The sequence below is a fragment of the Gordonia shandongensis DSM 45094 genome (assembly GCF_000423025.1).
GTDB classification, from domain to species: Bacteria; Actinomycetota; Actinomycetes; order Mycobacteriales; family Mycobacteriaceae; genus Gordonia; species Gordonia shandongensis.
The window spans coordinates 381,205-403,313 of sequence record NZ_AUHE01000001.1; the positions used below are offsets into that span (position 1 = coordinate 381,205).

At 69.6% G+C, this 22,109-nt stretch carries 23 protein-coding genes; 6 read left to right on the plus strand and 17 right to left on the minus strand.

Translation table 11 applies throughout. The features are described from left to right. Nucleotides 1-41 precede the first annotated feature (41 nt). From G528_RS18135 to dacB, 11 genes are all read right to left on the minus strand, one after another. Nucleotides 42-1,340: a DUF6779 domain-containing protein gene (locus tag G528_RS18135; protein WP_026917508.1), complete on the minus strand. Its 1,299-nt coding sequence runs from the start codon at nt 1,338-1,340 to the stop codon at nt 42-44. A 61-nt stretch (nt 1,341-1,401) separates the two neighbouring features. Further along, on the minus strand, nt 1,402-1,950 hold the full coding sequence (locus G528_RS0101990) for a DUF3180 domain-containing protein (RefSeq protein WP_026917509.1): 549 nt from the start codon (nt 1,948-1,950) through the stop codon (nt 1,402-1,404). Beyond that, nucleotides 1,947-2,486 (minus strand): 2-amino-4-hydroxy-6-hydroxymethyldihydropteridine diphosphokinase, encoded by a 540-nt coding sequence (folK, locus tag G528_RS0101995; RefSeq protein ID WP_026917510.1) that lies wholly within the window; start codon nt 2,484-2,486, stop codon nt 1,947-1,949. Before folK ends, G528_RS0101990 begins: the two co-directional genes overlap by 4 nt. Beyond that, nucleotides 2,483-2,881: a dihydroneopterin aldolase gene (folB, locus tag G528_RS0102000; RefSeq protein WP_026917511.1), complete on the minus strand. Its 399-nt coding sequence runs from the start codon at nt 2,879-2,881 to the stop codon at nt 2,483-2,485. The genes folK and folB overlap by 4 nt, the downstream gene beginning before the upstream one ends. After that, nucleotides 2,874-3,719 (minus strand): dihydropteroate synthase, encoded by an 846-nt coding sequence (gene folP / locus G528_RS0102005; protein WP_035718662.1) that lies wholly within the window; start codon nt 3,717-3,719, stop codon nt 2,874-2,876. The genes folB and folP overlap by 8 nt, the downstream gene beginning before the upstream one ends. A 38-nt stretch (nt 3,720-3,757) precedes the next feature. After that, nucleotides 3,758-4,384 (minus strand): GTP cyclohydrolase I FolE, encoded by a 627-nt coding sequence (folE, locus tag G528_RS0102010; protein WP_026917513.1) that lies wholly within the window; start codon nt 4,382-4,384, stop codon nt 3,758-3,760. 83 nt (nt 4,385-4,467) lie between these two features. Then, the gene (gene ftsH / locus G528_RS16095) at nt 4,468-6,846 is read right to left on the minus strand and encodes an ATP-dependent zinc metalloprotease FtsH (RefSeq protein ID WP_035718664.1); all 2,379 of its coding nucleotides are present in this window, start codon (nt 6,844-6,846) and stop codon (nt 4,468-4,470) included. A gap of 158 nt (nt 6,847-7,004) precedes the next feature. Beyond that, nucleotides 7,005-7,568 (minus strand): hypoxanthine phosphoribosyltransferase, encoded by a 564-nt coding sequence (gene hpt, locus G528_RS0102020; protein WP_026917514.1) that lies wholly within the window; start codon nt 7,566-7,568, stop codon nt 7,005-7,007. A gap of 71 nt (nt 7,569-7,639) precedes the next feature. After that, a complete protein-coding gene (gene tilS / locus G528_RS0102025) occupies nt 7,640-8,611 on the minus strand; it encodes a tRNA lysidine(34) synthetase TilS (RefSeq protein WP_026917515.1) in 972 nt (323 codons plus the stop codon). After that, nucleotides 8,590-9,822, minus strand: coding sequence for a zinc-dependent metalloprotease (locus G528_RS0102030; RefSeq protein ID WP_245569643.1), 1,233 nt, complete (start codon nt 9,820-9,822; stop codon nt 8,590-8,592). Before G528_RS0102030 ends, tilS begins: the two co-directional genes overlap by 22 nt. Before the next feature lie 23 nt (nt 9,823-9,845). Continuing rightward, on the minus strand, nt 9,846-11,234 hold the full coding sequence (gene dacB / locus G528_RS0102035; protein ID WP_051198173.1) for a D-alanyl-D-alanine carboxypeptidase/D-alanyl-D-alanine endopeptidase: 1,389 nt from the start codon (nt 11,232-11,234) through the stop codon (nt 9,846-9,848). Between the two features lie 124 nt (nt 11,235-11,358). Here dacB and G528_RS0102040 point away from each other — a divergent pair, with 124 nt between their 5' ends. The 3 genes from G528_RS0102040 to G528_RS0102050 all read left to right on the plus strand — a co-directional run bounded on the left by G528_RS0102040 (nt 11,359) and on the right by G528_RS0102050 (nt 13,904). Continuing rightward, complete coding sequence (locus tag G528_RS0102040; protein ID WP_026917518.1) at nt 11,359-11,838, plus strand: inorganic diphosphatase; 480 nt, start codon at nt 11,359-11,361, stop codon at nt 11,836-11,838. 95 nt (nt 11,839-11,933) lie between these two features. Continuing rightward, the gene (locus G528_RS0102045) at nt 11,934-12,743 is read left to right on the plus strand and encodes a hypothetical protein (protein ID WP_026917519.1); all 810 of its coding nucleotides are present in this window, start codon (nt 11,934-11,936) and stop codon (nt 12,741-12,743) included. Between the two features lie 39 nt (nt 12,744-12,782). Then, a complete protein-coding gene (locus tag G528_RS0102050) occupies nt 12,783-13,904 on the plus strand; it encodes an isochorismate synthase (RefSeq protein ID WP_035718536.1) in 1,122 nt (373 codons plus the stop codon). A gap of 12 nt (nt 13,905-13,916) precedes the next feature. Here G528_RS0102050 and G528_RS0102055 read toward each other — a convergent pair whose 3' ends face one another. From G528_RS0102055 to G528_RS0102065, 3 genes are read right to left on the minus strand one after another with little or no spacing between them, the layout of a single operon-like run. Then, entirely contained in the window at nt 13,917-15,116 is a 1,200-nt protein-coding gene (locus G528_RS0102055; RefSeq protein WP_026917521.1) for an O-succinylhomoserine sulfhydrylase, read from the minus strand. A gap of 13 nt (nt 15,117-15,129) precedes the next feature. Beyond that, entirely contained in the window at nt 15,130-15,543 is a 414-nt protein-coding gene (locus G528_RS0102060; protein ID WP_026917522.1) for a rhodanese-like domain-containing protein, read from the minus strand. Then, nucleotides 15,540-16,040 (minus strand): Rv0361 family membrane protein, encoded by a 501-nt coding sequence (locus G528_RS0102065; RefSeq protein WP_026917523.1) that lies wholly within the window; start codon nt 16,038-16,040, stop codon nt 15,540-15,542. The genes G528_RS0102060 and G528_RS0102065 overlap by 4 nt, the downstream gene beginning before the upstream one ends. Before the next feature lie 202 nt (nt 16,041-16,242). Here G528_RS0102065 and G528_RS0102070 point away from each other — a divergent pair, with 202 nt between their 5' ends. After that, nucleotides 16,243-17,631: an FAD-dependent oxidoreductase gene (locus G528_RS0102070; RefSeq protein WP_026917524.1), complete on the plus strand. Its 1,389-nt coding sequence runs from the start codon at nt 16,243-16,245 to the stop codon at nt 17,629-17,631. Between the two features lie 84 nt (nt 17,632-17,715). On the opposite strand, the gene G528_RS0102075 is transcribed toward G528_RS0102070, so the two are convergent. Further along, nucleotides 17,716-18,255, minus strand: a complete 540-nt coding sequence (locus G528_RS0102075; protein WP_026917525.1) for a hypothetical protein — start codon at nt 18,253-18,255, stop codon at nt 17,716-17,718. Nucleotides 18,256-18,502: 247 nt separating this feature from the next. On the opposite strand from G528_RS0102075, the gene G528_RS0102080 reads away from it, so the two are divergent. Both G528_RS0102080 and G528_RS0102085 read left to right on the plus strand, forming a co-directional pair. Continuing rightward, entirely contained in the window at nt 18,503-19,477 is a 975-nt protein-coding gene (locus G528_RS0102080) for a FecCD family ABC transporter permease (RefSeq protein ID WP_211220591.1), read from the plus strand. After that, nucleotides 19,474-20,547 carry a FecCD family ABC transporter permease gene (locus G528_RS0102085; RefSeq protein WP_026917527.1) on the plus strand — a complete coding sequence of 358 codons (1,074 nt, stop codon included), beginning with the start codon at nt 19,474-19,476 and terminating at the stop codon, nt 20,545-20,547. The genes G528_RS0102080 and G528_RS0102085 overlap by 4 nt, the downstream gene beginning before the upstream one ends. Nucleotides 20,548-20,623: 76 nt before the next feature. On the opposite strand, the gene G528_RS0102090 is transcribed toward G528_RS0102085, so the two are convergent. After that, the gene (locus G528_RS0102090; RefSeq protein ID WP_026917528.1) at nt 20,624-21,145 is read right to left on the minus strand and encodes a helix-turn-helix domain-containing protein; all 522 of its coding nucleotides are present in this window, start codon (nt 21,143-21,145) and stop codon (nt 20,624-20,626) included. Between the two features lie 71 nt (nt 21,146-21,216). After that, nucleotides 21,217-21,360, minus strand: coding sequence for a hypothetical protein (locus G528_RS18360; RefSeq protein ID WP_156890322.1), 144 nt, complete (start codon nt 21,358-21,360; stop codon nt 21,217-21,219). Between the last annotated feature and the right edge of the window lie 749 nt (nt 21,361-22,109).

Genomic DNA, 22,109 nt, shown 5'->3' on the forward strand with positions numbered 1-22,109 from the left:
CGATCCCGTTCCGCCCCCGTTCCGAGGGGATGTCGGGGCGCTCACTCGGGACGACGCCGACGGCCCCCGCCCTGCTGTTCGCGGGCTTGACGGAGTCGGTCGAGGAGTTCCGACGCGGGTTGTCCGGCGCTGTGTGCGCCGTCGTCGGGGGCTGCGCGGCGACCGCGCGACTGTTCGCCGCCCTGCTGGGCGTCGTCGGCCGGCGGCTCGTAGGCGCCGGCACCGTATGCGACGCGTTCGAACGGCCCCGAATGCGCGCCCGCCTGCTCGTACTGGGCCTGCTGGTAGCGAGCCTGCTGCTCGTACTGGGCTTGCTGGTACTGGGCCTGCTCGTATTGGGCCTGCTCGTATTGGGCTCGCTCATACTGGGCCTGCTGGTCATACTGGGCCTGCTGGTCATACTGGGCCTGCTGGTCGTACTGTGCCTGCTGCTCGTACCGGTCGCGCTGGTCGTACTGGTCCTGCTCGTCACGGTAGTGAGCACCGGAGCGCTGCCGCATGTACGCCGGTTCCCTGTACTGGTCGTCCCTGTACTCGGTGTCCCTGTACTCGGTGTCCCTGTACTCGGTGTCCCTGTACTCCTGCTGCCTGTACTCCTGCTGCCCGTACTCCTGTCGGCTGTACTCGTCCTCATAGTCGCCGTCGGCCGGATCATCGGTGACCACCGGAATGATCTCGGTGAGATCGGCGACGTCGGGCTGGGCGGGTTGAGCGGCCGCCGGACGCTCGGCGGGGCCGGCCTGCGGCTCCTCGGCGGCGGGAGCGTGCCGTCCCGCGTCGGCGGGCGGGGCCGTGCTGGCGAAGTCGCGGTCGGCGGCCACGCGGTCGTCGGCGCCGGCGGCGGTGAAGCCGGCGCTCTGTCCCGTACCGAGTTCGCGCGGACGTTCCAGTCCGATCGCCGCCCGCACATCGGGCAGCGGCGTGCCGAGCAGATGCTCCAGGCTCGCGCGGAGGGCGAGCACCTGCGCCTTGAGTTCTTCGAGCTCGACGTTGGCGTCGTGGCTCATCTCCTCGCGGATCGCCGACTCCACGTCGGTCTCGTACTGGCGGCGTGCGGCGATCTCGCGCTCCAACTGCAGCTCGTACACCAGTCGCAGATCGCGGCTGCGGGTCTCGGCCACCTCCGCCTGCTTGCGGTATTTGGTGACGAGCACGCCGCCGATCACGGCGGCCCACAGTGCGGCGATGACGGAGATGGTTGCGGGCAGCGAGAAGTCGTTTCCGAAGAGCATCAGCAGGCTCGCCGCGAGGGCGAGGACGATGAGCGACCCGATCAACCACTGTCCACCCGAAGAGGTCGGGGTACGGCTGGCCTCTTCGGATCGTTCCTTCGAAGTCATGGTGGCAAACTTACCCGCCGACCCCATCCTTCACGCCACTCCGGTGCGGAGAGTCGAACTATCAGGCCAGTTGCGGGGGCCGCTCCGGATCGGCGCCGTCGGGCTCCGGATCGTCGGGGGCGCGGCAGCAGTGCTCCAGCCAGACGGCGGCCGCGGCCAGCAGCACGCCGCCGACCGCACCGACGATCGCCGCCGGACGGTCGGCGCGGGCGGCGTCGAGGATTCCGTTGGTGTAGAGGAAGGCGAGCACCCCGGTCCAGCCGCCGGCGGCGATGGCGCCCAGGATCGCCGACGCCTTCGCCAACGCCACGAGGCGTGCCGCCGTGATGGGGTGCAGTTGGCCGCGCGCCGCTCCGACCTCCCGGTTCGCGACCCGTGCACGGACGATGAAACCGATGATCACCTCGATGACGGCGAGCACGTAGAACAGGAGGCCGGCCGGCCACGGCAGCGGAGGGAAGTCGCCGTAGTTGTAGCGGATGAGGATCCACATCGCGATCCCGGCGACGGCCGCGATCACCACGAGGTCGCGGATCCGCGTGGGGCCCATCCGGTCGTCGTCGTCCGGCTCGGAGCCCGGTGGGCGGCGCCCCGGTTCGGGGGCGGTCATGCGAGATCACCGACCCGTACGACGCCGGCGGTCTCGTCCGGATCGAGGGCGGCGACGAGGTCGGTCACGGCGGCCGGCCCCGACGGGGTCCACAGCCGGGCGTCCGCGTCGATCTCGAGCCACGGGACGAGGACGAACGCGCGCTGTGCGGCCCGCGGGTGCGGGAGCGTCAACTCCTCGTCGTCGGAGACGACGGTCTGGAAGTCGGCGGTCTGGAAGTCGGCGGTCTGGAAGTCGGCGGCGATGTCGATGACGTCGACGTCGAGCGTTCGCGGTCCCCACCGGACGTCGCGCACGCGGTCGGCGGCCTGCTCGGCGCGGCGACAGAAGTCGAGCCAGTCGATCGGTCGACGCTCGCCCTCGGCGATCAGCGTCACGTTGAGGAAGTCGTCTTGGCGCACTCCGCCCCACGGTGCCGTCCGGTAGACGCCCGACACGGCGACGAGGTCGTCGGCCAATGCCTCCGCGACCTCCCGCAGTCGGGCCCGGCTGTCACCGATGTTCGATCCGGCCGACAGCACGGCGCGCGTGGTCATCGCGCGGCCCGCCTCGCCTCCGCGATCGCGCGGGTCTTGACCGATCGTCGGGTGACGACGGCGACGTCGTCGAAGGTCAGCGGGATCGGCGCCGACGGTTTGTGCACGGTGACCTCGCACGCCGAGATGCGGGTGTCGTCCATGATCGAGTCGGCGATCCGCGCGCCGAGGGTCTCGATGAGGTTGCACGGTTCGCCCGCGACGACGTCGTGTGCGCGTTGTGCCAGCTCGCCGTAGTCGACGGTGTCGTTCAGGTCGTCGCTCTCGGCGGCCGCCGACAGGTCGACCCACAGTGTGACGTCGATGACGAACTCCTGGCCGTCGCGACGTTCGTGGTCGAAGACGCCGTGGTTCCCGCGGACTCGCAGGCCCTTCAGTTCGATCCGGTCAGCCATGCCCATCCCCTCTCCGGCCGCCGCCGCGCCAGGCGTGAGCGACCTCGATCGCGTCGCGGCTCGACACGACGTCGTGCACCCGTACCCCCCATGCTCCCCCATGAGCCGACAGTGTGGAGATCGCCGCGGTCGCGACTTCGCGTCCCGCGGGTTCGCGGTCGACGCCGTCGCGCGCCAGCAGCGCCCCGAGGAACCGTTTGCGGGAGGCGCCGATGAGGACGGGGAAGCCGAGGCCGACGAGGGTCGGCAGGGCGTGCAGGAGCGCCCAGTTGTGGTCGGCAGTCTTCGCGAACCCGAGTCCGGGGTCGAGGATGATCTGGTCGGGGTCGACGCCTGCGGCGACGGCGGCGTCGACTTGGCCGAGCAGTTCGCCCGACACCTCGGCGACGACGTCGCGGTATCCGCCGGCGTCGTTGACGCGGTGGGTGAAGTGGCGGTCGCCGCCGGTGGGGCCGGTGGTCGGGCGCCAGTGCATGAGGATCCACGGTGCGCGGGTCTGCGCCATGAGGGGCGCCATCCGCGGGTCGGCGCGGCCCCCGGACACGTCGTTGACGAGGGCGGCGCCGGCGTCGAGGGCGTCGGCGGCCACGGCGGCCCGCATGGTGTCGACCGATACTCGGGCTCCTGCGGCGGCGAGGTCGCGGATCACGGGGACGACGCGGGCCGACTCGGTGTCGGGGTCGACGCGGACGGCGCCGGGTCGGGTCGACTCACCGCCGACGTCGATGATGTCGGCGCCCTGGTCGAGGAGGCGCAGACCGTGTGCCACGGCGTCGTCGAGGTCGAGGTAGCGGCCGCCGTCGGAGAACGAGTCGGCCGTGACGTTCACGACGCCCATCACCAGGGTGCGGTCGGGGTCGGCCGCGGTCGCGGAGGTCACCGGGTGATGAGATCGAGGGCTTCGCCGCGCGAGACCGCACTGGTCTTGAACAGGCCGCGTACCGCGGAGGTGGTGGTGCGGGCGCCCGGTTTCCGGATTCCGCGCATCGCCATGCAGAGGTGTTCGGCCTCGATGACGACGATCACGCCGCGCGGGTCGAGTCTGCGGACCAGGGCGTCGGCGATCTGGCTGGTGAGGCGTTCCTGCACCTGCGGGCGTTTGGCGTACAGGTCGACGACGCGGGCGAGTTTGGACAGGCCGGTGACCTGGCCGCTCTCGCCGGGGATGTAGCCGACGTGGGCGACGCCGTGGAAGGAGACGAGGTGGTGTTCGCAGGTGGAGTACATCGGGATGTCCTTCACCAGGACGAGTTCCTCGTGGTCTTCGTCGAAGACGGTGGCGAGGACCTCGTCGGGGTCGGTGTAGAGGCCGGCGAACATCTCGCGGTAGGCGTTCGCGACGCGTGCTGGGGTGCGGCGGAGTCCGGCTCGATCGGGGTCCTCGCCGACCGCGATCAGCAGTTCGCGGACCGCGGCCTCGGCACGTTCTTGATCGAACACGCGCTCGGCGTCACCGGACACCACCGTCAGAGCGTCCACCGAATGCTGTTGGATCTCGGTCATCTGTGCTTTCCCTTTTCCGAACCCTGTAGTCCCTGACAACCCTGTAGTCCTGAAAACCCTGTAGTCCTCGCCGGTTGTTCGGCTCAGCGGCCGCGCGTCTCGTCGGACGGCGGCCAGCCGGGTGCCGACCAGTCGCGCGGGGCGCCGTAGTCGGGACGGGTGCCGCCGGGACGCGGGCCGCCCGCCTGCTGGTCTCCAGGCTGCTGGTCCCCAGCCTGCTGATCTCCCGCCGGCTGGTCCCCGTTCTGGGGTGCCCCGTTCTGGGGTGCACCGTTCTGGGGTGTCTCGTTCTGGGGTGTCTGGCCCTGCGGTGCCCCGTACTGCTGCGGTGCCCCGTACTGCTGGGGCGCCCCATGCGGCTGCGGTGCCCCGTACTGGGGAGGCTGGGGCTGACCGTACGGCGGTCCCCCGTACTGGGGTGACCCGTATTGGGGCGGCTGCCCGTACGGCGGGTAACCCGCCGGCTGCGCCTGCCCGCCCGCGGGTGCGGCACCCGCCGGGACCGGTGCCGGCGTCTCGACCGGCGGCCACGGCTCACCTCGCTCGGCGGCCAGTTCGCCCGGCGTCTTGATCGGCGGTTTGGCGCTCGGGGTGCGTTCACCGAAGTCGTCGAACTTGGTGATCCGACCCCGCTTGGTGACGTCGGTCAGAATCTTCTCGAGATCCTTGCGGACCAGCGTCTCCTTCTCCAGGAGGGCGCCGGCGAGGACGTCGAGGACGTCGCGGTACTCGTTGAGGATCGACCACGCCTCGGTGTGGGCGGCCTCGATGAGGTCGCGCACCTCCGCGTCGATCTCCGCGGCCACCCCGGCCGAGAAGTCCTGCGACGAGCCCATCCCGCGGCCGAGGAACGGGTCGCCCTGCTCCTGGCCGTAGCGGACAGCACCCAGCCGGGCGCTCATGCCGTACTCGGTCACCATCGCGCGAGCGACCTTGGTGGCCTGGTCGATGTCGGAGCTCGCGCCCGTCGTCGGCTCGTGGAACACCAGTTCCTCGGCGGCGCGGCCGCCCATCGTCATCACGAGTCGCGCGAGCATCTCGGAGCGGGTCATCAGCTCCTTGTCCTGCTCGGGTACGGCCAGCGCGTGACCGCCGGTGCGGCCGCGAGCCAGGATCGTGACCTTGTAGATCGGGTCGAGGTCGGGCATCGCCCACGCCGCGAGCGTGTGACCGCTCTCGTGGTAGGCGACGACCTTCTTCTCGTGTTCGCTGATGACGCGGCTCTTGCGGCGCGGACCGCCGATCACGCGGTCGACGGCCTCCTCCAACGCCTCACCGGTGATCACCGTCTGGTTCTCGCGGGCGGTGAGCAGTGCGGCCTCGTTGATGACGTTCGCCAGGTCGGCGCCCGACATGCCGGGCGTCCGCTTGGCCAGACCGTCGAGGTCGGCGTCGGGTGCGATCGGCTTGCCCTTGGCGTGGACGGCCAGGATGGCCTTGCGGCCCGCGATGTCGGGGTTGCCGACGGGGATCTGCCGGTCGAAGCGACCGGGGCGCAGCAGTGCCGGGTCGAGGATGTCGGGCCGGTTGGTGGCCGCCATGACGATGACCCCGGAACGCTCGCCGAAGCCGTCCATCTCCACGAGGAGCTGGTTGAGGGTCTGCTCGCGCTCGTCGTGACCGCCGCCGAGACCGGCACCGCGCTGGCGTCCGACGGCGTCGATCTCGTCGACGAAGATGATGCACGGGTTGTTCTGTTTGGCCTGCTCGAACATGTCGCGGACGCGGGAGGCGCCGACGCCGACGAACATCTCCACGAAGTCGGAGCCGGAGATCGTGAAGAACGGCACGCCGGCCTCGCCGGCGACGGCGCGCGCCAGCAGCGTCTTACCGGTTCCGGGCGGACCGTAGAGCAGCACGCCCTTGGGGATCTTGGCGCCGAGGGCCTGGTAGCGGGCCGGGTTCTGCAGGAAGTCGCGGATCTCGTCGAGTTCTTCGACGGCCTCGTCGGAGCCGGCCACGTCGGCGAACGTGGTCTTCGGCATGTCCTTGGTGAGCTGCTTGGCCTTGGATTTGCCGAAGCCCATCACGCCGCCGCGTCCACCCTGCATGCGGGTCATGACGAAGAAGAACAGGCCGAACAGGATGATCATCGGGAGGACGAAGATCAGCAGCGACTGCAGGATCCCCGAGTCCTTGGTGATGTTGGTCTGGTAGTCGGCACCGGTCTTGACCACCGAGTCGAAGATGCGACTCGAGACGCCCGACGGGTATTGGGCCATGATCTTGGTGGCGTCGCTGTCGTCGACCTTGATCGCCTTCTTCAAGGTGATCCGGAGCCGTTGCTCCCGGTCGTCGATCTGCACCGACTCGATGTTCTTGGCGTTCAGCTGCGCCATCGCGACCGACGTGTCGACTTCGGAGTACTCGCGGTCGGAGTTGCGCAGCTCGCTGAAGCCCCATAGGGCGAACAGGATGACGGCCACGATGGCCAGATTCCGGAACAGTGTCTTGCGATTCATGCGTCTCTGCACGAACCCGGTTCACCGGTGACGCGGCGGCGTCGGTGATCCGGGCTCCTTGTCCTTCCCGTCGGCTCGAAGTACGAGGCTACCCGTCCTAGTCGGCACTCCGACCTCAACGTCAACGACTCGGGGCTGCCGGTTGTTCCAGGGGTCGCTCAGGACGAGTACACCGACGGGTGCAGGCGCCCCACATACGGCAGGTCTCGGTACCGCTCGGCGTAGTCCAGGCCGTACCCGACGACGAACTCGTTGGGGATGTCGAAGCCGACGTCGCTGACTTCCAGGTTGGCGCGGACCGCGTCGGGTTTGCGGAGCAGCGTGACCACGTCGAGCGACCGCGGCGACCGGGTCGCCAGGTTCTTGATCAGCCACGACAGGGTGAGACCGGAGTCGATGACGTCTTCGACGATGAGGACGTCGCGGTCGGTGATGTCGCGGTCGAGGTCTTTGAGGATCCGCACGACGCCCGACGACGACGTCGAGGAGCCGTAGCTCGAGACTGCCATGAACTCGAGTTGCGACGGGATCGGGAGCGCGCGGGCGAAGTCCGTCATGAACATCACAGCGCCCTTGAGCACTCCGATGAGCACGAGGTCCTGGGGTGCGTCCCGGTAGCGTTCGCCGACGACCCGGGCCATCTCCCGGGTGCGTTCCTGGATCTGTTCCCGAGTGATCAGGACGTCTTCGATGTCTTCGCCATAGCAGTCGTCGGAGTCCACGTTTCTCAGTCTCGCACGCCGCCGCGGGGCGGTGAGAATCCGGAGGCGTTTTCGGGCTGTCGGGTGCGGTCTCACCGCGGGATGCGGCGGGCGGTGAGATCGCCGCCGACCCGTTCCACCACGAGCCGGTGGTCGGCGTCGCCGCCGACGGCGATCGGCCCCTGACCGTGCCAGTGCGTCACGAGGGCGTCGACGGCGCTCACCGTGCGGTGGCCGGGTTCGACGGCGCCGATCGAGATGAGCCAGCGGCGCAGGACGCGGGTGCGCAGTGCCGTCGGACGGCCGTCGAGCGCGTCGATGCGCAGGGCGCGGTCGTGGGCGGTCTCGGCGAGCAGGCGGTCGGCCGGTTCGTCGAGGGCGTCGGCGTCGTCGCGCAGTTGTGTCGCGGTGCGCGCCAGGGCGTCGGCGACTCCGCCGCCGAGGACGTCGTCGAGCAGTGGGAGCACCTCGGTGCGGAGCCGGACGCGGGTGAATCGCGGGTCGACGTTGTGCGGGTCGTCCCAGACGGGCAGGCCCCAGCCGCGGCAGGCGTCGCGGGTCTGGGCGCGGCGCACGTCGAGCAGCGGACGTCCCCACGGCGGCCGCCACGGCCGCATTCCGGCCAGCGACCGCGCACCGGACCCGCGTCCGAGTCCGAGGAGGACCGTCTCGGCCTGGTCGTCGAGGGTGTGGCCGAGGAGTACCGGGCGTCCGTCGCGGGCGGCGTCGAGCGCCGCGTAGCGGGCCCGTCGGGCGGCCGCCTCGGGGCCGCCGTCGGCGTCGACCGTGACGCTCCGGATCTCGGCGGTCGCGCCGAGGGTCCGGGCGGTGTCGGCGGCGTCGTGTGCGACGCGGTCGGAACCGTGCTGCAGCGCGTGGTCGACCACCACGGCGTGCACGTCGAGTCCCGAGCGGACGGCGGCGGCGGTGAGGGCCAGGGAGTCGGCGCCGCCGGAGAGTCCGACGGCGATGCGCGTCAGTCGATGGCGGTCGGCGAACCGCCGGACGGCGCCGACGACGGCGCGTTGGGCGGGGTCGCCGGTCAGAGCACCCGTTCGATCCATCGGTCCGGCTGGTCGATCTCGGACATCAGCGGCATCGTCTCCGGCGAGGTCCACACGGTGTTGAACGCCGGCATGCCGACGGCGTCGACGACGTGGTCGACGAAGGCCTTGCCGCGCACGTACTGGGCCATTTTGGCGTCCATGCCGATCAGGGCGCGGAGCAGACGCTGCACGGGGTTCCGGGGTGCGGACCGCCTGCGGTCGAATGCTTCGCGGATGGTGGCGACGGTGGGTACGTGGGCGGGGCCGACGGCGTCCATCACGTGGTCGGCGTGCCCCTCGAGGAGGGTGCCGAGCACGAGGACCCGTTCGAAGGCCGCGTACTGCTCGGGGCTCTGGAGCAGTTGCATGAGGCCGATGACGCCCTTCTCGCGGGGTCTGCCGCCGCGCAGTCCCTCGGTGATGCGGGTGACCATCGCGGCCACCGAGTCGTCGTCGGCGTCGGTGAGGACGCCGACGTTGCTGCGCATGTAGTCGGCGAGCCACGGGTTGGCGGAGAACTGGACGCGGTGGGTCACCTCGTGGAGGCACACCCACAGGCGGAAGTCGGACGGGTCGACGCGCAGTTGGCGTTCGACGGCGATGATGTTGGGCATCACGAGCATGAGGACGCCGGGGTCGCCGGTCTCGGGGTCGGCGCTGAACGGGTCGTACTGGCCGAGGATGGCGCTCGAGAGGAAGGCGAGCAGGCCGCCGGCTTGGGCGCCGGCCATTTTGGCGCCCAGGCCGCCGCCGCGCTGCGCCGGTTCCCGGTCGCCCGTATCGGATCCGGTGCCTGTGCCGTCGAAACCGGTGGCGCCGGGGTCGGTGGCGGCAGGGTCGGTGGCGGCAGGGTCGGTGACGGCAGGGTCGGGCAGGGCGCTCAGCATGGCGGGCATGGAGGTGGCGGCGGCCTCGATCCAGCCGGACCGGTCGAGCACGCGGGCGGTCGGGACGGCGAGCCCGTCGGCGAGTCCGGTGACGTCGCGGACGGGTCCCTCGGCGCGGACGGAGGCGTCGAGCAGTTCGGCGCGCGCGGCGTCGGCGGTGTAGCGGGTGATCCTCGGGCCCGGGCGGGCGATGCGTCTGCCGACCGACGCGGCCAGCCCCCAGTCGACGTTGTCTGCAATACCGGGGTCTGCAACACCGGGGTCTGCAATACCGGGATCTGCAATACCGGGATCTGGGGCGTCCGGGTCACTGGTCGCGAGGTCCGCTGGGGAGTTGTCCACGGGAACGTCCTTCCGGTCCGAGGTCAGGAGCGGCATCCGCAGTCGCGGAGGGCTCCGGCGAGCGCGTCGAGCGCCGGGCGGGCGTCGGCGGGCGAGGTTCCGCCCGACATGAGGGCGAACGACAGCACGCGGCCGTCGACGGTCTGCACTATTCCGGTCAACGAACTCACGCCCGTCAATGTTCCGGTCTTGGCCCGCACCCATCCGGCGCCCGCCGTCGCCTCCGGGTCGAACCGGTCGGCGAGGGTGCCGGTGCCGCGGGCGACGGGCAGCGAGTCGAGCAGCGACCGCATGAGCGGGTGGCCGTCGCCGGCGGCGGCGGCCATGACTTCGTCGAGGGTGGCCGCCGGGACCTTGTCGTCGTACGAGAGGCCCGAGGAGTCCACGAGGGTCACGTCGGAGACGTCGAACGAATTCTTCCGCAGCGTCGACAGGACGGCCTCGGTGCCGGCCTCGATGCTCATCGGCCCGCCCTGGGCGGTGGAGATCTCCATGGCGAGGAATTCGGCGAGCACGTTGTCGCTGAACCGCATCATGTCGCCGACGCGGACGGTGAGCGGTGCCGACTGCACCGCGGCGATCTCGTCGGCGCCGCCGGGGGCCTTGCGTTCGGTGACGGTCGCGTGGACGCCGAGGGCGTCGGCGAGGGCGCGGCCGGCGTCCTTCGCCGATTCGGTGGATCGCGGCGAGTACTCCTCGGTGGGCTTCACGCGCGCACCGTCGACCATCAGCGCCGACAGCGGGGCGATGTCGCCGCCCTCGATGTCGCGGCGGTCCCACCGCTTCTGCATGTCGGGGCCGTCGAACGCCGAATCGTCGACGGCGACGCCGGTGACGGTGCGTCCCGACCGTTTGATCTGGTCGGCGAGGTCGGCGATCCGGGCGGGGTCGGAGTAGAAGCTGCCGTCGGCGCGGTCGATGGAGGTGAGCGTGGGGTCGCCGGCGCCGACGATGACGGCCGTGCCGTCGGAGTCGAGGACCACGCGGGTGGTGATGCGGGCGTCGTGCGGGAGGGCCAGCAGGGCGGCCGATGCGGTGAGGATCTTCGCGTTCGACGCCGGCGTCCTGGCGTCTCCGGCCTTCTGCTTCCACAGGATCTTGCCGGTCAGCGGATCGGAGACCTGCCCGGTGAGGGTGCCCAACGCCCGGTCGCGGAGGGGTCCGCGGAGGGCCGCGGCGACACCGCGAGCGGTGGGTTGCGGTGCGTCGGAGGGCACCGGTGAGATGCTGGGGTGCACGGAGACGGGTCCCGGTCGGGCGGGCGTCCCGTCGGGCACCGGGTCGCCCCGATGCTGATAGAGCCACCAGCCGGCGGTCGCGCCGGCCGCCAACAGCAGCACCAGGACGATCGCCAGCAGCCAGCGCAGGACTCTGCGCAACCGGCTGACATGCGAAGTTGTCGGCTGCGCCACGAATCCTCCGGTCTGCGATCTGTCGGTGGTGGTGACAACAGTATCGTTGAGACCCGTCGAAGCAATTCTCACCACTGCCGCACGCGCGCGCATGCAGCACACACACCACAGAGGAGGCCAGGGTATGGAGTTCGAGGTCACGATCGAGATCCCCAAGGGCGGACGCAACAAGTACGAGATCGACCACGAGACGGGCAAGGTGTACCTCGACCGGTACCTGTACACCCCGATGGGGTACCCGGCCGATTACGGTTTCATCGACCACACTCTCGGTGAGGACGGCGATCCGCTCGACGCGATGGTGCTGCTGCCCGAGTCGGTGTTCCCGGGTGTGATCGTGAAGGCGCGCGTGGTCGGCATGTTCACCATGACCGATGAGGCCGGCGGCGACGACAAGCTTCTCGCGGTGCCCGCGGGCGACCCGCGGTGGGACTCCGTCCAGGACATCGCGGACGTCGACGATTACGAGCTCAAGGCCATCGCGCACTTCTTCGAGCACTACAAGGATCTCGAGCCCGGCAAGGAGGTCACCGCCGGCGGTTGGGTCGGCAAGGACCGGGCGATCGTCGTGGCTCAGGAGGCCGTCGACCGTTTCAAGGGCTGACGCCCACCCGGGCTGACGGTTCTCGGCAGCCCGGCTCTCTCCGGTCGGATCGCGCCTCGCGGGTCGGACCTCACCGTGCAGGAAGGTATCCGTCTGTGACGAATCCGTGGGATCACCCGGGTGCTGCCGGCTCCGGTCCGAGCGGCGGTCCGAACGCGTATCCGCCGTATCCGCAGGGCATGCCGCCACAGGGTCCACTGCAGCAGGGCCCACTGCAGCAGGGCATGCCGGGGATGCCGCCGCAGGGGCGGCCGCCGAAGTCGCCGAAGACCGGTCTCATCGTGGCGCTCGTCCTCGTGGTGGCGTTGGCGGTCGGTGGCGGCGTGATCGGGATTCTGCAGCCGTGGAAGTCCGATTCGGAGACCTCCGCGTCGAACGGTTCCGGGGGCGGCGCCGACGATCCGTCGTCGAGCGCCCCCTCATCGAGCACGCCGGCGAGCACACCGCCGGAGCGGTTCGATCTGGCGGGCAACCTGTCGGCGACGATGTCGACGCCGCCCGGGTGGCGGTCGGTGGCCATCCGGTTCCAGGACAAGCCGGCGTTCGCCGTGGTCCCGGAGAGCGATACGCGCCCGCCCGCGGCGCTGGAAGCGGCGATCGCGGCGATCAACGTCAGCGAGACCAGCGACGCCATGCGGGCGACGCTGGTGTACGGCCGCGACTGCACCGGTAACGACGGCGACCTCCGGCTGGATCAGTGGCAGACCGGCACCGTCGACGTGTCCGACAAGGACCGGTTCCACCTGCGGAATCTGCGGTTCGGGACGCGGGTGGACTCGTCGTCGTGCGTGGTGATGTTCAGCTTCGACTTCGATCCGGCGGGGCCGCCGCCCACCAGCGAAGGCGTGGACCTCGGCAAACAGATCGTCGCCGACCGTCTCCTCTCGGTGGGGACGGCCGTCTAGCGTGCGGCGCCGGGATCGCACCCCGGTACCCTGACCGTCGTGGTCGCTGCTGAGTCGTTCGTCTTCGCCAAGGAGACCTCCGCCACGGTCGGCCGGGGACGGACCCGGCAGTTCACCGACGTCGCCACCGCGGCCGACGCCCTCCGATCGGGGGCGGTGGATGTGGTGACCGGGGCGTTCGGGTTCGATGCGTCGGGGGTGGCGGCGCTCATCGCGCCCCGCGAGTTCACCGTGGCCGACGCGCCCCGCACTCCCGCCGCCGACGGTCCCGTCGGCGACCCCCGCTCAGGAGCCCGGGTGGTCGACGCGAGCGTCACCGATGCGGACCTGCACCGTGATCGGATCCGCCGCGCACTGCACGCCATCGCGGCGGGCCGCGTGGAGAAGGTGGTGTTGGCGCGGACGCTCGATGCGCGGCTCGCCGAACCGCTCCATCCGCTCGATCTGTTGCGCCGATTCCCGCTCGACGCGCGGACCACCGGGTTCGCCGTCCCCCTCGACGCCGCCCCCGACCGCGAGGGGCACTGGCTGGTGGGGGCGAGCCCCGAACTGCTGGTCCGCCGGGAGGGAACGCGGGTCACCTGCCACCCGTTCGCCGGGTCCGCGCCGCGCAGCGCCGACCCGGCGGCCGACGCCCGCGCGCGCGACCGGCTCGCGGCGTCCGACAAGGATCTCCGCGAGCACGCATTCGTCGTCGACGCCGTCCTCGACGCCCTCCGCCCCTGGTGCGCCGACCTCACGTATCCCGAGGTGCCCGACGTCGAGTCGACACCGGCGGTGTGGCATCTGGCGACCCCGATCACGGGTGTCCTCGCGCATCCGGAGGTGACGGCACTCGATCTGGCGGCCGCCCTGTCGCCGACTCCCGCCGTGTGCGGAACACCCCGGACCGCGGCCGCCGAGCTGATCGCCGACGTGGAGGGGCCACGCGACTTCTACGCCGGCGCGGTCGGCTGGTGCGACGCCGCCGGCGACGGCGAATGGGTGGTCTCGATCCGCTGTCTGGAACTCGACGCGTCCGGGACGCGGGTGCAGGCGTGGGCCGGCGGCGGCATCGTCGACGGCTCCGACCCCGACGCGGAGGTCGTCGAGACCGTCGCCAAATTCCGTACCGTGCTCGCCGCGCTCGGCGACGCCTCCCTCGTCGACCGGCTCCGCTGAACCGGCCCCCGGTCAGCCGAGGGCGGTGTCGAGGTCGCGGATCAGGTCGTCGGCGTTCTCCAGACCCACCGAGAGACGGACCATCGCGTCGGTGAGGCCGATCGCCGCCCGCCCGTCGGGTCCCATCGCGCGGTGCGTGGTCGTCGCCGGATGGGTGACGAGGCTCTTGGCGTCGCCGAGATTGTTGGAGATGTCGATCAACGAGAGCCCGTTGAGCACCTCGAACGCCCGCTGTTTGCCGCTGACCGGTCCGCGGTCGGCGAGTTCGACGGTGATGACGGTGCCGCCGCCGGCCATCTGCGCCCGCGCGAGCTCGTACTGGGGGTGCGACGGCAGGAACGGGTAGATGGTCCGCGCCACGCGCGGGTCGGCGTCGAGGAACTCCGCGACCCGCAGTGCCGTCGACACCGCCTGGTCGAGGCGGATCTTCATGGTCTCGAGGCCCTTGAGCATCACCCACGCGTTGAACGGGCTCAACGCGGGACCGGTGTGCCGCATGAGTTCGCGGACCGGGCCGTCGATGAAGTCGCCGGTGCCGAGGACGGCACCGCCCATCACGCGCCCCTGACCGTCGATGTGCTTGGTGCCCGAGTACACGATCACGTCGGCGCCGAGTTCGGGGCCGCGTTGCAGCAGCGGCGTCGCGAAGACGTTGTCGAGCACCACGGTCGCCCCGGCGGCGTGCGCGAGGTCGGCGACCTTCCGGACGTCGACGAGGGTCTGCATCGGGTTCGACGGCGTCTCGAAGAAGACGGCGTCGGCGGGGGTCGCGAGCGCGCGCTCCCACTGGTCGAGGTCGTCGCCGTCGACGAACTCGGTTTCGACGCCCCATGCGGGGAGGATCTCGTTGCAGATCACGAAGCAGGAGCCGAACAGGCTGCGTGCCGCGACCAGCCGGCTGCCCTTCTTGAGGAGGGCGCCGAGCGCCACGAACACCGCGGCCATACCGCTGGCGGTGGCGAAGCAGGCTTCGGTGCCCTCGATCTGCCGGAGCCGTTCCTGGAACATCGCGACGGTCGGGTTGCCGTAGCGGGTGTAGACGAACCGTTTGTCCTCACCGGTGAACGCGCGTTCGGCGGCTTCGGCCGTCTCGTACACGTATCCGCTGTTCAGGTACAGCGCCTCGGACGTCTCGAAGAACTCCGACCGCAGGATGCCGCCGCGGACGGCGATGGTCTCGGGCGACACCCATTCGGGTAGGTCACGGCTCATCTGGTTGTACTCCTCACGACTGACGCCACGGCAGCGAGTCCGCTCGCCAACCGCCGGCGCCGCGGTGTCCCGCAGCGTCGATGGCTCCTTCGAATCCCTCGAGAATGTTGTACGCCTGCGCGATACCGGCCGCGGTGGCGGCCTCCGCTGCGCCGATCGACCGGTGTCCGGAGCGGCACAGGAACAGGACCTCGTCGCCGTCGTCGACGCCCGCGGCCCGCAGGTCGGCGACGAAACCGGGGTTCAGGGCGCCGTCGGGGTAGTCGATCCATTCGACGAAGATCACGTGTTTGCCGAGTTCGGTGAGGTCGGGGACGCCGACGAAGGTCCATTCGGCGCGGGTGCGGCAGTCGACGAGGACGGCGCGCGGGTTCTCCGACAAGCGGCGCCACGCGTCGCGGGCGGTGATGTCGCCGGAGTAGCTCATCGGCTGCACACCTTCCAGTCGTCGCCGACCTTGACCAGCGTCATCGTGGTCTTCTGTTCGTCGGTCCTGTTCTCGCGATGCCAGGTGACGGTGGCGGTGGCCCGGTCGCCGGTGACCTCGACCTTCATGTCGGGCACCACGAGGCGGCCGTCGGCGTCGTTGGCCTTGCGGTTCTCGGCGGCGAATCGGACGGAGTCGGGGAAGTCGGCGGCGGCGCGGTCGGCGTCGCAGAAGGCGTCGCGGTACCGGTCGTAGGCGAGGGTGCTGCGGGCGCTGTAGACGGCGTCGACGACGTGCTGGACTTTGGCCGAGTCGGTGAGCCGGTCCTCGGTGGGGCGCACCACGTTGACGATGAGCACCCAGAGCAGCAGGATCAGGACGAGGCCGCCGCCGATGATGAACGGCAGCGCGGCTTTCCACGACCGGGGTTCGTCGGGTTCGTGGTCGGCGGGTGGGGCGTCCTGCTGGGGATCGTCCTGCTCGGGATCGTCGCTCATGATCGTCGAGTGTATCGGGCTGCGTCCTGCACGTTCGCCGGCGTTCTCCCCGAAGCGGACACGTCCATGGCGGGCGTTTCGTCAAGGGTTTGGAGCAACCCGTGCACTACTGAGGTGAACCTCACAATGAAATTTTGGTAGGCGCTCGTCACGTCCTACCGTAGAGGGACAACTATCCATCCAGCTGAGGAAGCACCTGTTCATGAGTGACAACAGCCGCCCGTTGCGGGTCGCGATCGTCGGCGCCGGACCGGCTGGCATCTACTGCGCCGATGCCTTGATGAAGTCGGAGACCGCCGCTGCGCGCGGCGTGAGCATCGACCTGTACGAGCGGATGCCGGCCCCCTTCGGTCTCATCCGCTACGGCGTCGCGCCCGACCACCCGCGGATCAAGGGCATCATCACGGCGCTGCACAAGGTGCTCGACAAGCCTCAGGTGCGCCTGCTCGGCAACATCGATTACGGCACCGACATCACGTTGGCCGATCTGCGCAGGCATTACGATGCGGTCGTCTTCTCGACCGGGGCCACCGACGATCGGGCGCTCAAGATTCCGGGCGTCGATCTGGAGCGGAGTTACGGTGCGGCGGAGTTCGTCGCCTGGTACGACGGGCACCCCGACTTTCCGCGCGAGTGGCCGCTGGAGCAGGAGAAGGTCGCCGTCATCGGTGTGGGGAATGTGGCGCTCGACGTGGCGCGCGTGCTCGCGAAGACCGGTGACGAGCTGTTGCCGACGGAGATCCCGCACAACGTATATCAGGGGCTCAAGGCCAATAAGGCCGTCGAGGTGCACGTGTTCGGGCGGCGCGGGCCGGCGCAGGCCAAGTTCACGCCGTTGGAGCTCAAGGAGCTCGATCATTCGCCGAACATCGAGGTGATCGTCGACCCGGAGGACATCGAGTACGACGAGGGTTCGGCTGTCGCCCGCCGGTCGAGCAAGATCACCGATCAGGTCGCGACGATCATCGAGAACTATGCGATCCGCGAACCCAAGCAGGGTGCGATCCACAAGCTGTTCCTGCATTTCTTCGAGAATCCGGTCGAGATCCTCGGCGACGACGGCAAGGTGGTCGGTCTGCGGACCGAGCGGACCGAGCTGGACGGCACCGGCAATGTGAAGCCGACGGGCCGGACGCGTGATTGGGATGTGACGGCCGTGTACCGCGCGGTGGGTTACCTGTCGGACAATCTGCCGGAGATCCCGTTCGACGATCAGGCGGGTGTGATCCCCAATGAGGCGGGTCGCGTGTTCGACGAGGGCGAGCATCTGACGGGCCTGTATACGACGGGTTGGATCAAGCGCGGCCCCGTGGGCCTGATCGGCCACACCAAGGGTGATGCGAGCGAGACGGTGGAGTGCATCGTCAACGACATGACGAACGGGAAGCTCAACGTTCCCGAGGACGCGTCGGAGGCGGCGGTGATCGATCTGCTCGAGGAGCGGAAGATTCCGTACACCACGTGGGACGGCTGGTACCGCCTCGATGAGCACGAGCGGTCGCTCGGTGCGGCCGAGGGGCGCGAGCGGATCAAGGTGGTGGAGCGGGAGGACATGCTCGCCGCCGCCGAACCGCACAAGCTCGAGAAGTAGGGCGCGGCCCGCGCGGGCCGCGACAGACAGATCCGCCCCGAGGGTTTCCTCGGGGCGGATCTGTGTTTGCCGTGCCGTCGGAGCCTACTCCTTGGCGTCGTCTCCGGAGGTCGCCGGATCCGTCTGCTTACCGCCCTTGTCGTCCTTGGGCTTGGCCTTGCGGACGTTCTGCCAGAAGCCGACGTTGTTGAACGGGTTCTCCACCTGCTGTCCGATGGTGTAGCCCGAGATCGACGACGGCCAGCAGCCCTTCCACTTCGTGGAGAAGACGATGGCGGTCTGGCCCGCCCTGAGCTCGCCGCGCTTCGTCTTAACCGTCTTGCCCTTCGCGGGGGTGTACTTGCCTGCGGGCACCCACCGGTTGGCGCCGCCGAACTCGCTGACGGTCACGCCGGTCATGGTCGACCCGCCGACGTTCTTGACGCCCATCCAGCGGTGCATCTGCCACTGCGGTCCGTCGCTCCAGTTGGGGCCCCATGCCTTGAAGGTGCAGTTCACGCCACCGATGATCTGGAGGTCGCCGGGACCTGCGGCCTGCGCCTGCGGTGCGGCGACCATGCTGCCGGCACCGAGCGTGCCCGCTGCCGCGACGGCGACCGCTGCTCGTTTCAGGGTCTTCTTCATGTCGAGAACCTTTCGTTTCCTCTGACGGTGTTTCTGTCGTCCGGCCGCTCACGTCCCGCGGTCGGATCCCCCCGATGACCTGTTCACTGTTTTTCGTTCTCGGGTCGACGGTGCGCCCTTACCGTTGCTATCGCCCCCTGCACGCCTGAGTGTTACCTGAGTGACACGAATTCATCGGAAGTCGACCCGAAACCACCCGTTCCACCGACCCGGACATTAGGTAAGGTTTCCCTTCGTGACTAAGTGGATGGGTGTCGGCGTCCTGGCCGTGGTGCTCGCCGCGGCCGCCCTGGCGTCCATCGCCGTGGGGAGCCGGACGGTGCCGCCGGGCGACGTCGTCGACGCGCTCGTCGGCACGGCGCCCACCGACGGCGACCTCGACGTCCTGATCCACAACCGGGTGATCCGCACCGCCCTCGGCCTCGTGGTGGGGCTCGCGATCGGCGCGGCCGGCGCTCTCACCCAGGGCCATACCCGCAATCCGCTCGCCGACCCCGGGCTCCTCGGCATCAATGCGGGCGCCGCGTGCGCGGTGGTGACGGGGGTGTTCGTGTTCGGGTTCGCCGGTCCCCTGCCGAATACGGCGATGGCGCTCGTCGGCGCGGGTGTCGCGGCGGCCGCCGTCTTCGGACTGTCGTCGGTGACGGGGTCGTCGCCGGCCACCCTCGTGTTGGCGGGCGCAGGCCTCAGCGCCTGCCTGACCGCCGTCTCGTCGGCCCTGGTGTTGAGCGACGGCGCCACCCTGCAGACGTGGCGGTACTGGAATGTCGGGGCCCTCGCCGGGCGCGGCGACGACATCTTGTGGGCGACGGTGCCGTTCGTCGCGGTCGGGCTGGTGTTGGCGTTCGTCAGCGGGCGGCTGCTCAACGTCCTCGCGCTCGGCGACGCGATGACGGTGGCGCTCGGCGGCCGGGTGATGCTGATCCGCGCCACCGGGATCGTCGGGATCACGCTGCTCGCCGGGGCCGCGACCGCCGCGTGCGGGCCGATCGTCTTCCTCGGCCTCGTGGTCCCCCATGTGGCGCGCGTCGTCACCGGTGCCGATTACCGGTGGCTCGTCCCGTATTCGGCGATGCTGGGCGCGGTGTTGATCCTGGTGTGCGATGTGGCCGGCCGGTTGATCAGCCGTCCCGCCGAACTGCAGGTGAGCGTGGTGCTCGCCCTGCTCGGCGGGCCCGCTCTCATCGTGATGGCGCGGCGACGGACGGTGGCGTCGGTATGAGTCGCACTCGCACGGTCGTCGGCGGCGCCACCGTCGTGTCGGTCGGCCGCACCGCGTGGGTGATCCGTCGCCGGCTGGCGATGTGGTCGCTGCTCGCGGCCGTCGTCGCGGTGGTGTTGGCGCTGACGGGATTGGCCGTCGGGTTCACCACGCCCGTCGATGTGGCCCGCATTCTGCTCGGCGGCGGGACCCGCGCCGAGAACGTGGTGATCTTCGACGACATGCTGCCTCGGGTGCTCGTCGCGGGGTTCGTCGGTTTCGGGTTGGGGTTGGCCGGCTGCCTCACCCAGGTGATCACTCGTAATCCGTTGGCGACGCCCGATCTGCTCGGCATCACGGCGGGAGCCGGGGCGGCTGCCGTTCTGGCGTTAACGGCAACGGCGTCGAGTGTCGGTTCGGCGCTGCGGACGTTGGGTGTGCCGACGGCCGCTCTGCTCGGCGGTCTCGGGACCGCCGCTGTGATGTACGCGTTGGCGTGGCGGCGCGGCCAGGTGGTGGCCGGCGTGATGCGGCTGGTGCTCATCGGTGTCGGGATGACGTGGACGCTGCAGTCGGTGACCGGCTACCTGTTGGTGCGGGCGAACATCTACGACGCGCAGATGGCGCAGACGTGGATGGTCGGATCGTTGGCCGACTCGGGGTGGAGTGCGGTCCCGGCGGCCGCCGCGGCCGTCGCCGTCGGCGTGTGCTGGACCGTCGTGATCGCCCGGCCGTTGGGTGTGAGCGGCCTCGGCCCCGACCTCGCCACCGGCCTCGGTGTGCGTCTGGGCGTCACCGTGTACGGCACCCTGCTCACGGCGGTCATCGTCGCGTCCCTCGCCGTCTCGGCCGCCGGCCCCATCGCCTTCGTCGGTCTCGTGGCACCGCAGATCGCGGTCCGGCTGGCCGCCTCCGGCCAGCCGACACCGATCCTCTCGGGCACCGTCGGCGCCGCCATGACACTCGCCGCGGACATACTCACCCGCACTCTCCTGCCCGGCGGACTCCCCGTCGGCGTCGTCACCGCCGCGGTCGGCGGACCCTTCCTCGTCTTCCTGATCGTCCAGACCGCTCGCCGCACCGCAGTGTGACGGCGACGAACCGGGCGAGGGTTGGTTTCAGGTCGCGGTCCGGGTGAGTCCGGCGATGCGAACGTGATGCGGACGCTCAAACAAGGAGAAGACCCCCGCTGTACTCGTCGGCAAGCCGTTGGACGAATGAGCGCTCACGTTCGGTCATAGCGGCCCGGTCGACGTGGCGCCACCCCCGTTCGTACCGGTGGAGGGCTTCCTCGTGTGACAGCTCCGCGTCCTCATCCAGCTGCCAACAAATCACTCGCAGCTGCGGATAGTCACCGACACGGACCTTCTCCGTCGCCGACTGGTCAGCACTCTGTGCAGCATCGGGGCCGACCTCCGCGGACCGGTCCGGCATCGCATCAGTGAAGGTCAACTGCATGCCGAGTGCGGCTGCGGCATTGGCGTAGGCGCCGATCGTGACGGACGCCGAACCGGACTCGATGCGATGCAGCGTAACCCGAGACATCCCTGCCGACTCCGCGGCAACCACCGCGGTCACGCCGAGTTCCTCGCGTCGAACCCGTAGAGCACCGCCCAGTGAGCGCAGAGCCCGCTGGGTGCGGTCGCTGACTCGAGGACTCCGTGCAGGCATGTATCTCATTGTAGACATTGAAAGCGCCCGTTCGTCCGCGACGAAGGCCTGATCGACGACGATTCAGCCGGGGCCGTCTCGTCTCGGTTCTACCGCGCCGGTCGATCGGAGAGCCGCGTGAACTGCGTCGGCGCCTCGTCGGCGGCACCGCCGACGTCATCACCGTCCACGTCACCGGTCGCCGCGCCGCATCGCCGTGTGACGGCGAAGAACTGGTAACAGTTCACGTCCACTTCGCAGACGTGAGCGCCTCGGTCAGTTCGGTTTCGAACTCGGTGGACGCCAGGCCGCCGAGGATTTCCGTTCAATCCTCCTGTTGACGGCCCGGTAGATCGCGATCGCCACTATTGCGGCCCAGCAACCCAAGACCACCCAATCGCCGACACCGAAATCGTTCCCCCGAGCCAATTTGAAAACCGGCTCGACACACATTATTGAGACAATACCTACGTAGAAATAGTCCGGATTCCAGGATGGTTTGACTAGAGTTGCCAATTCTCCGCCCCCTTCCGGATGGGACCACCACCCGACTTCGTCATCTCCACCGTCGCCCCCTTCGTCGACTCCGCGGTACCGCAGGCCACGGTACGCCTGGCCGCCTCCGGCCAGCCGACACCGCTCCCCTCGACGGCCGATGAACGCACTCGCCGATCAGTACCGGCGACGCAACTCGAGTAACGGATCCCGACACTTGTCCATCGAACACGGTCGCTCGCCGCTTCATCATCGCCGAACTGGAGGTAGACAGTCACACTCCTGGACACCGACTCGAAACCCGCCCGAATTCCCTCCGGCGAACGGATCTCCGACATGGTCGAGCACAAGATCTTGATAAAGACCTCGAGATCGACACAGCCCTGCAAACCAGTTCCACCGCGCAGCACTTTATCGGCTCTTCGGACCTAAGAATGAGGTTCGGGACGAGCGCCGGCGATCACGACATGTCGATGCACCCTGGAGTGTGAGGGTGGGAGTTCCCACA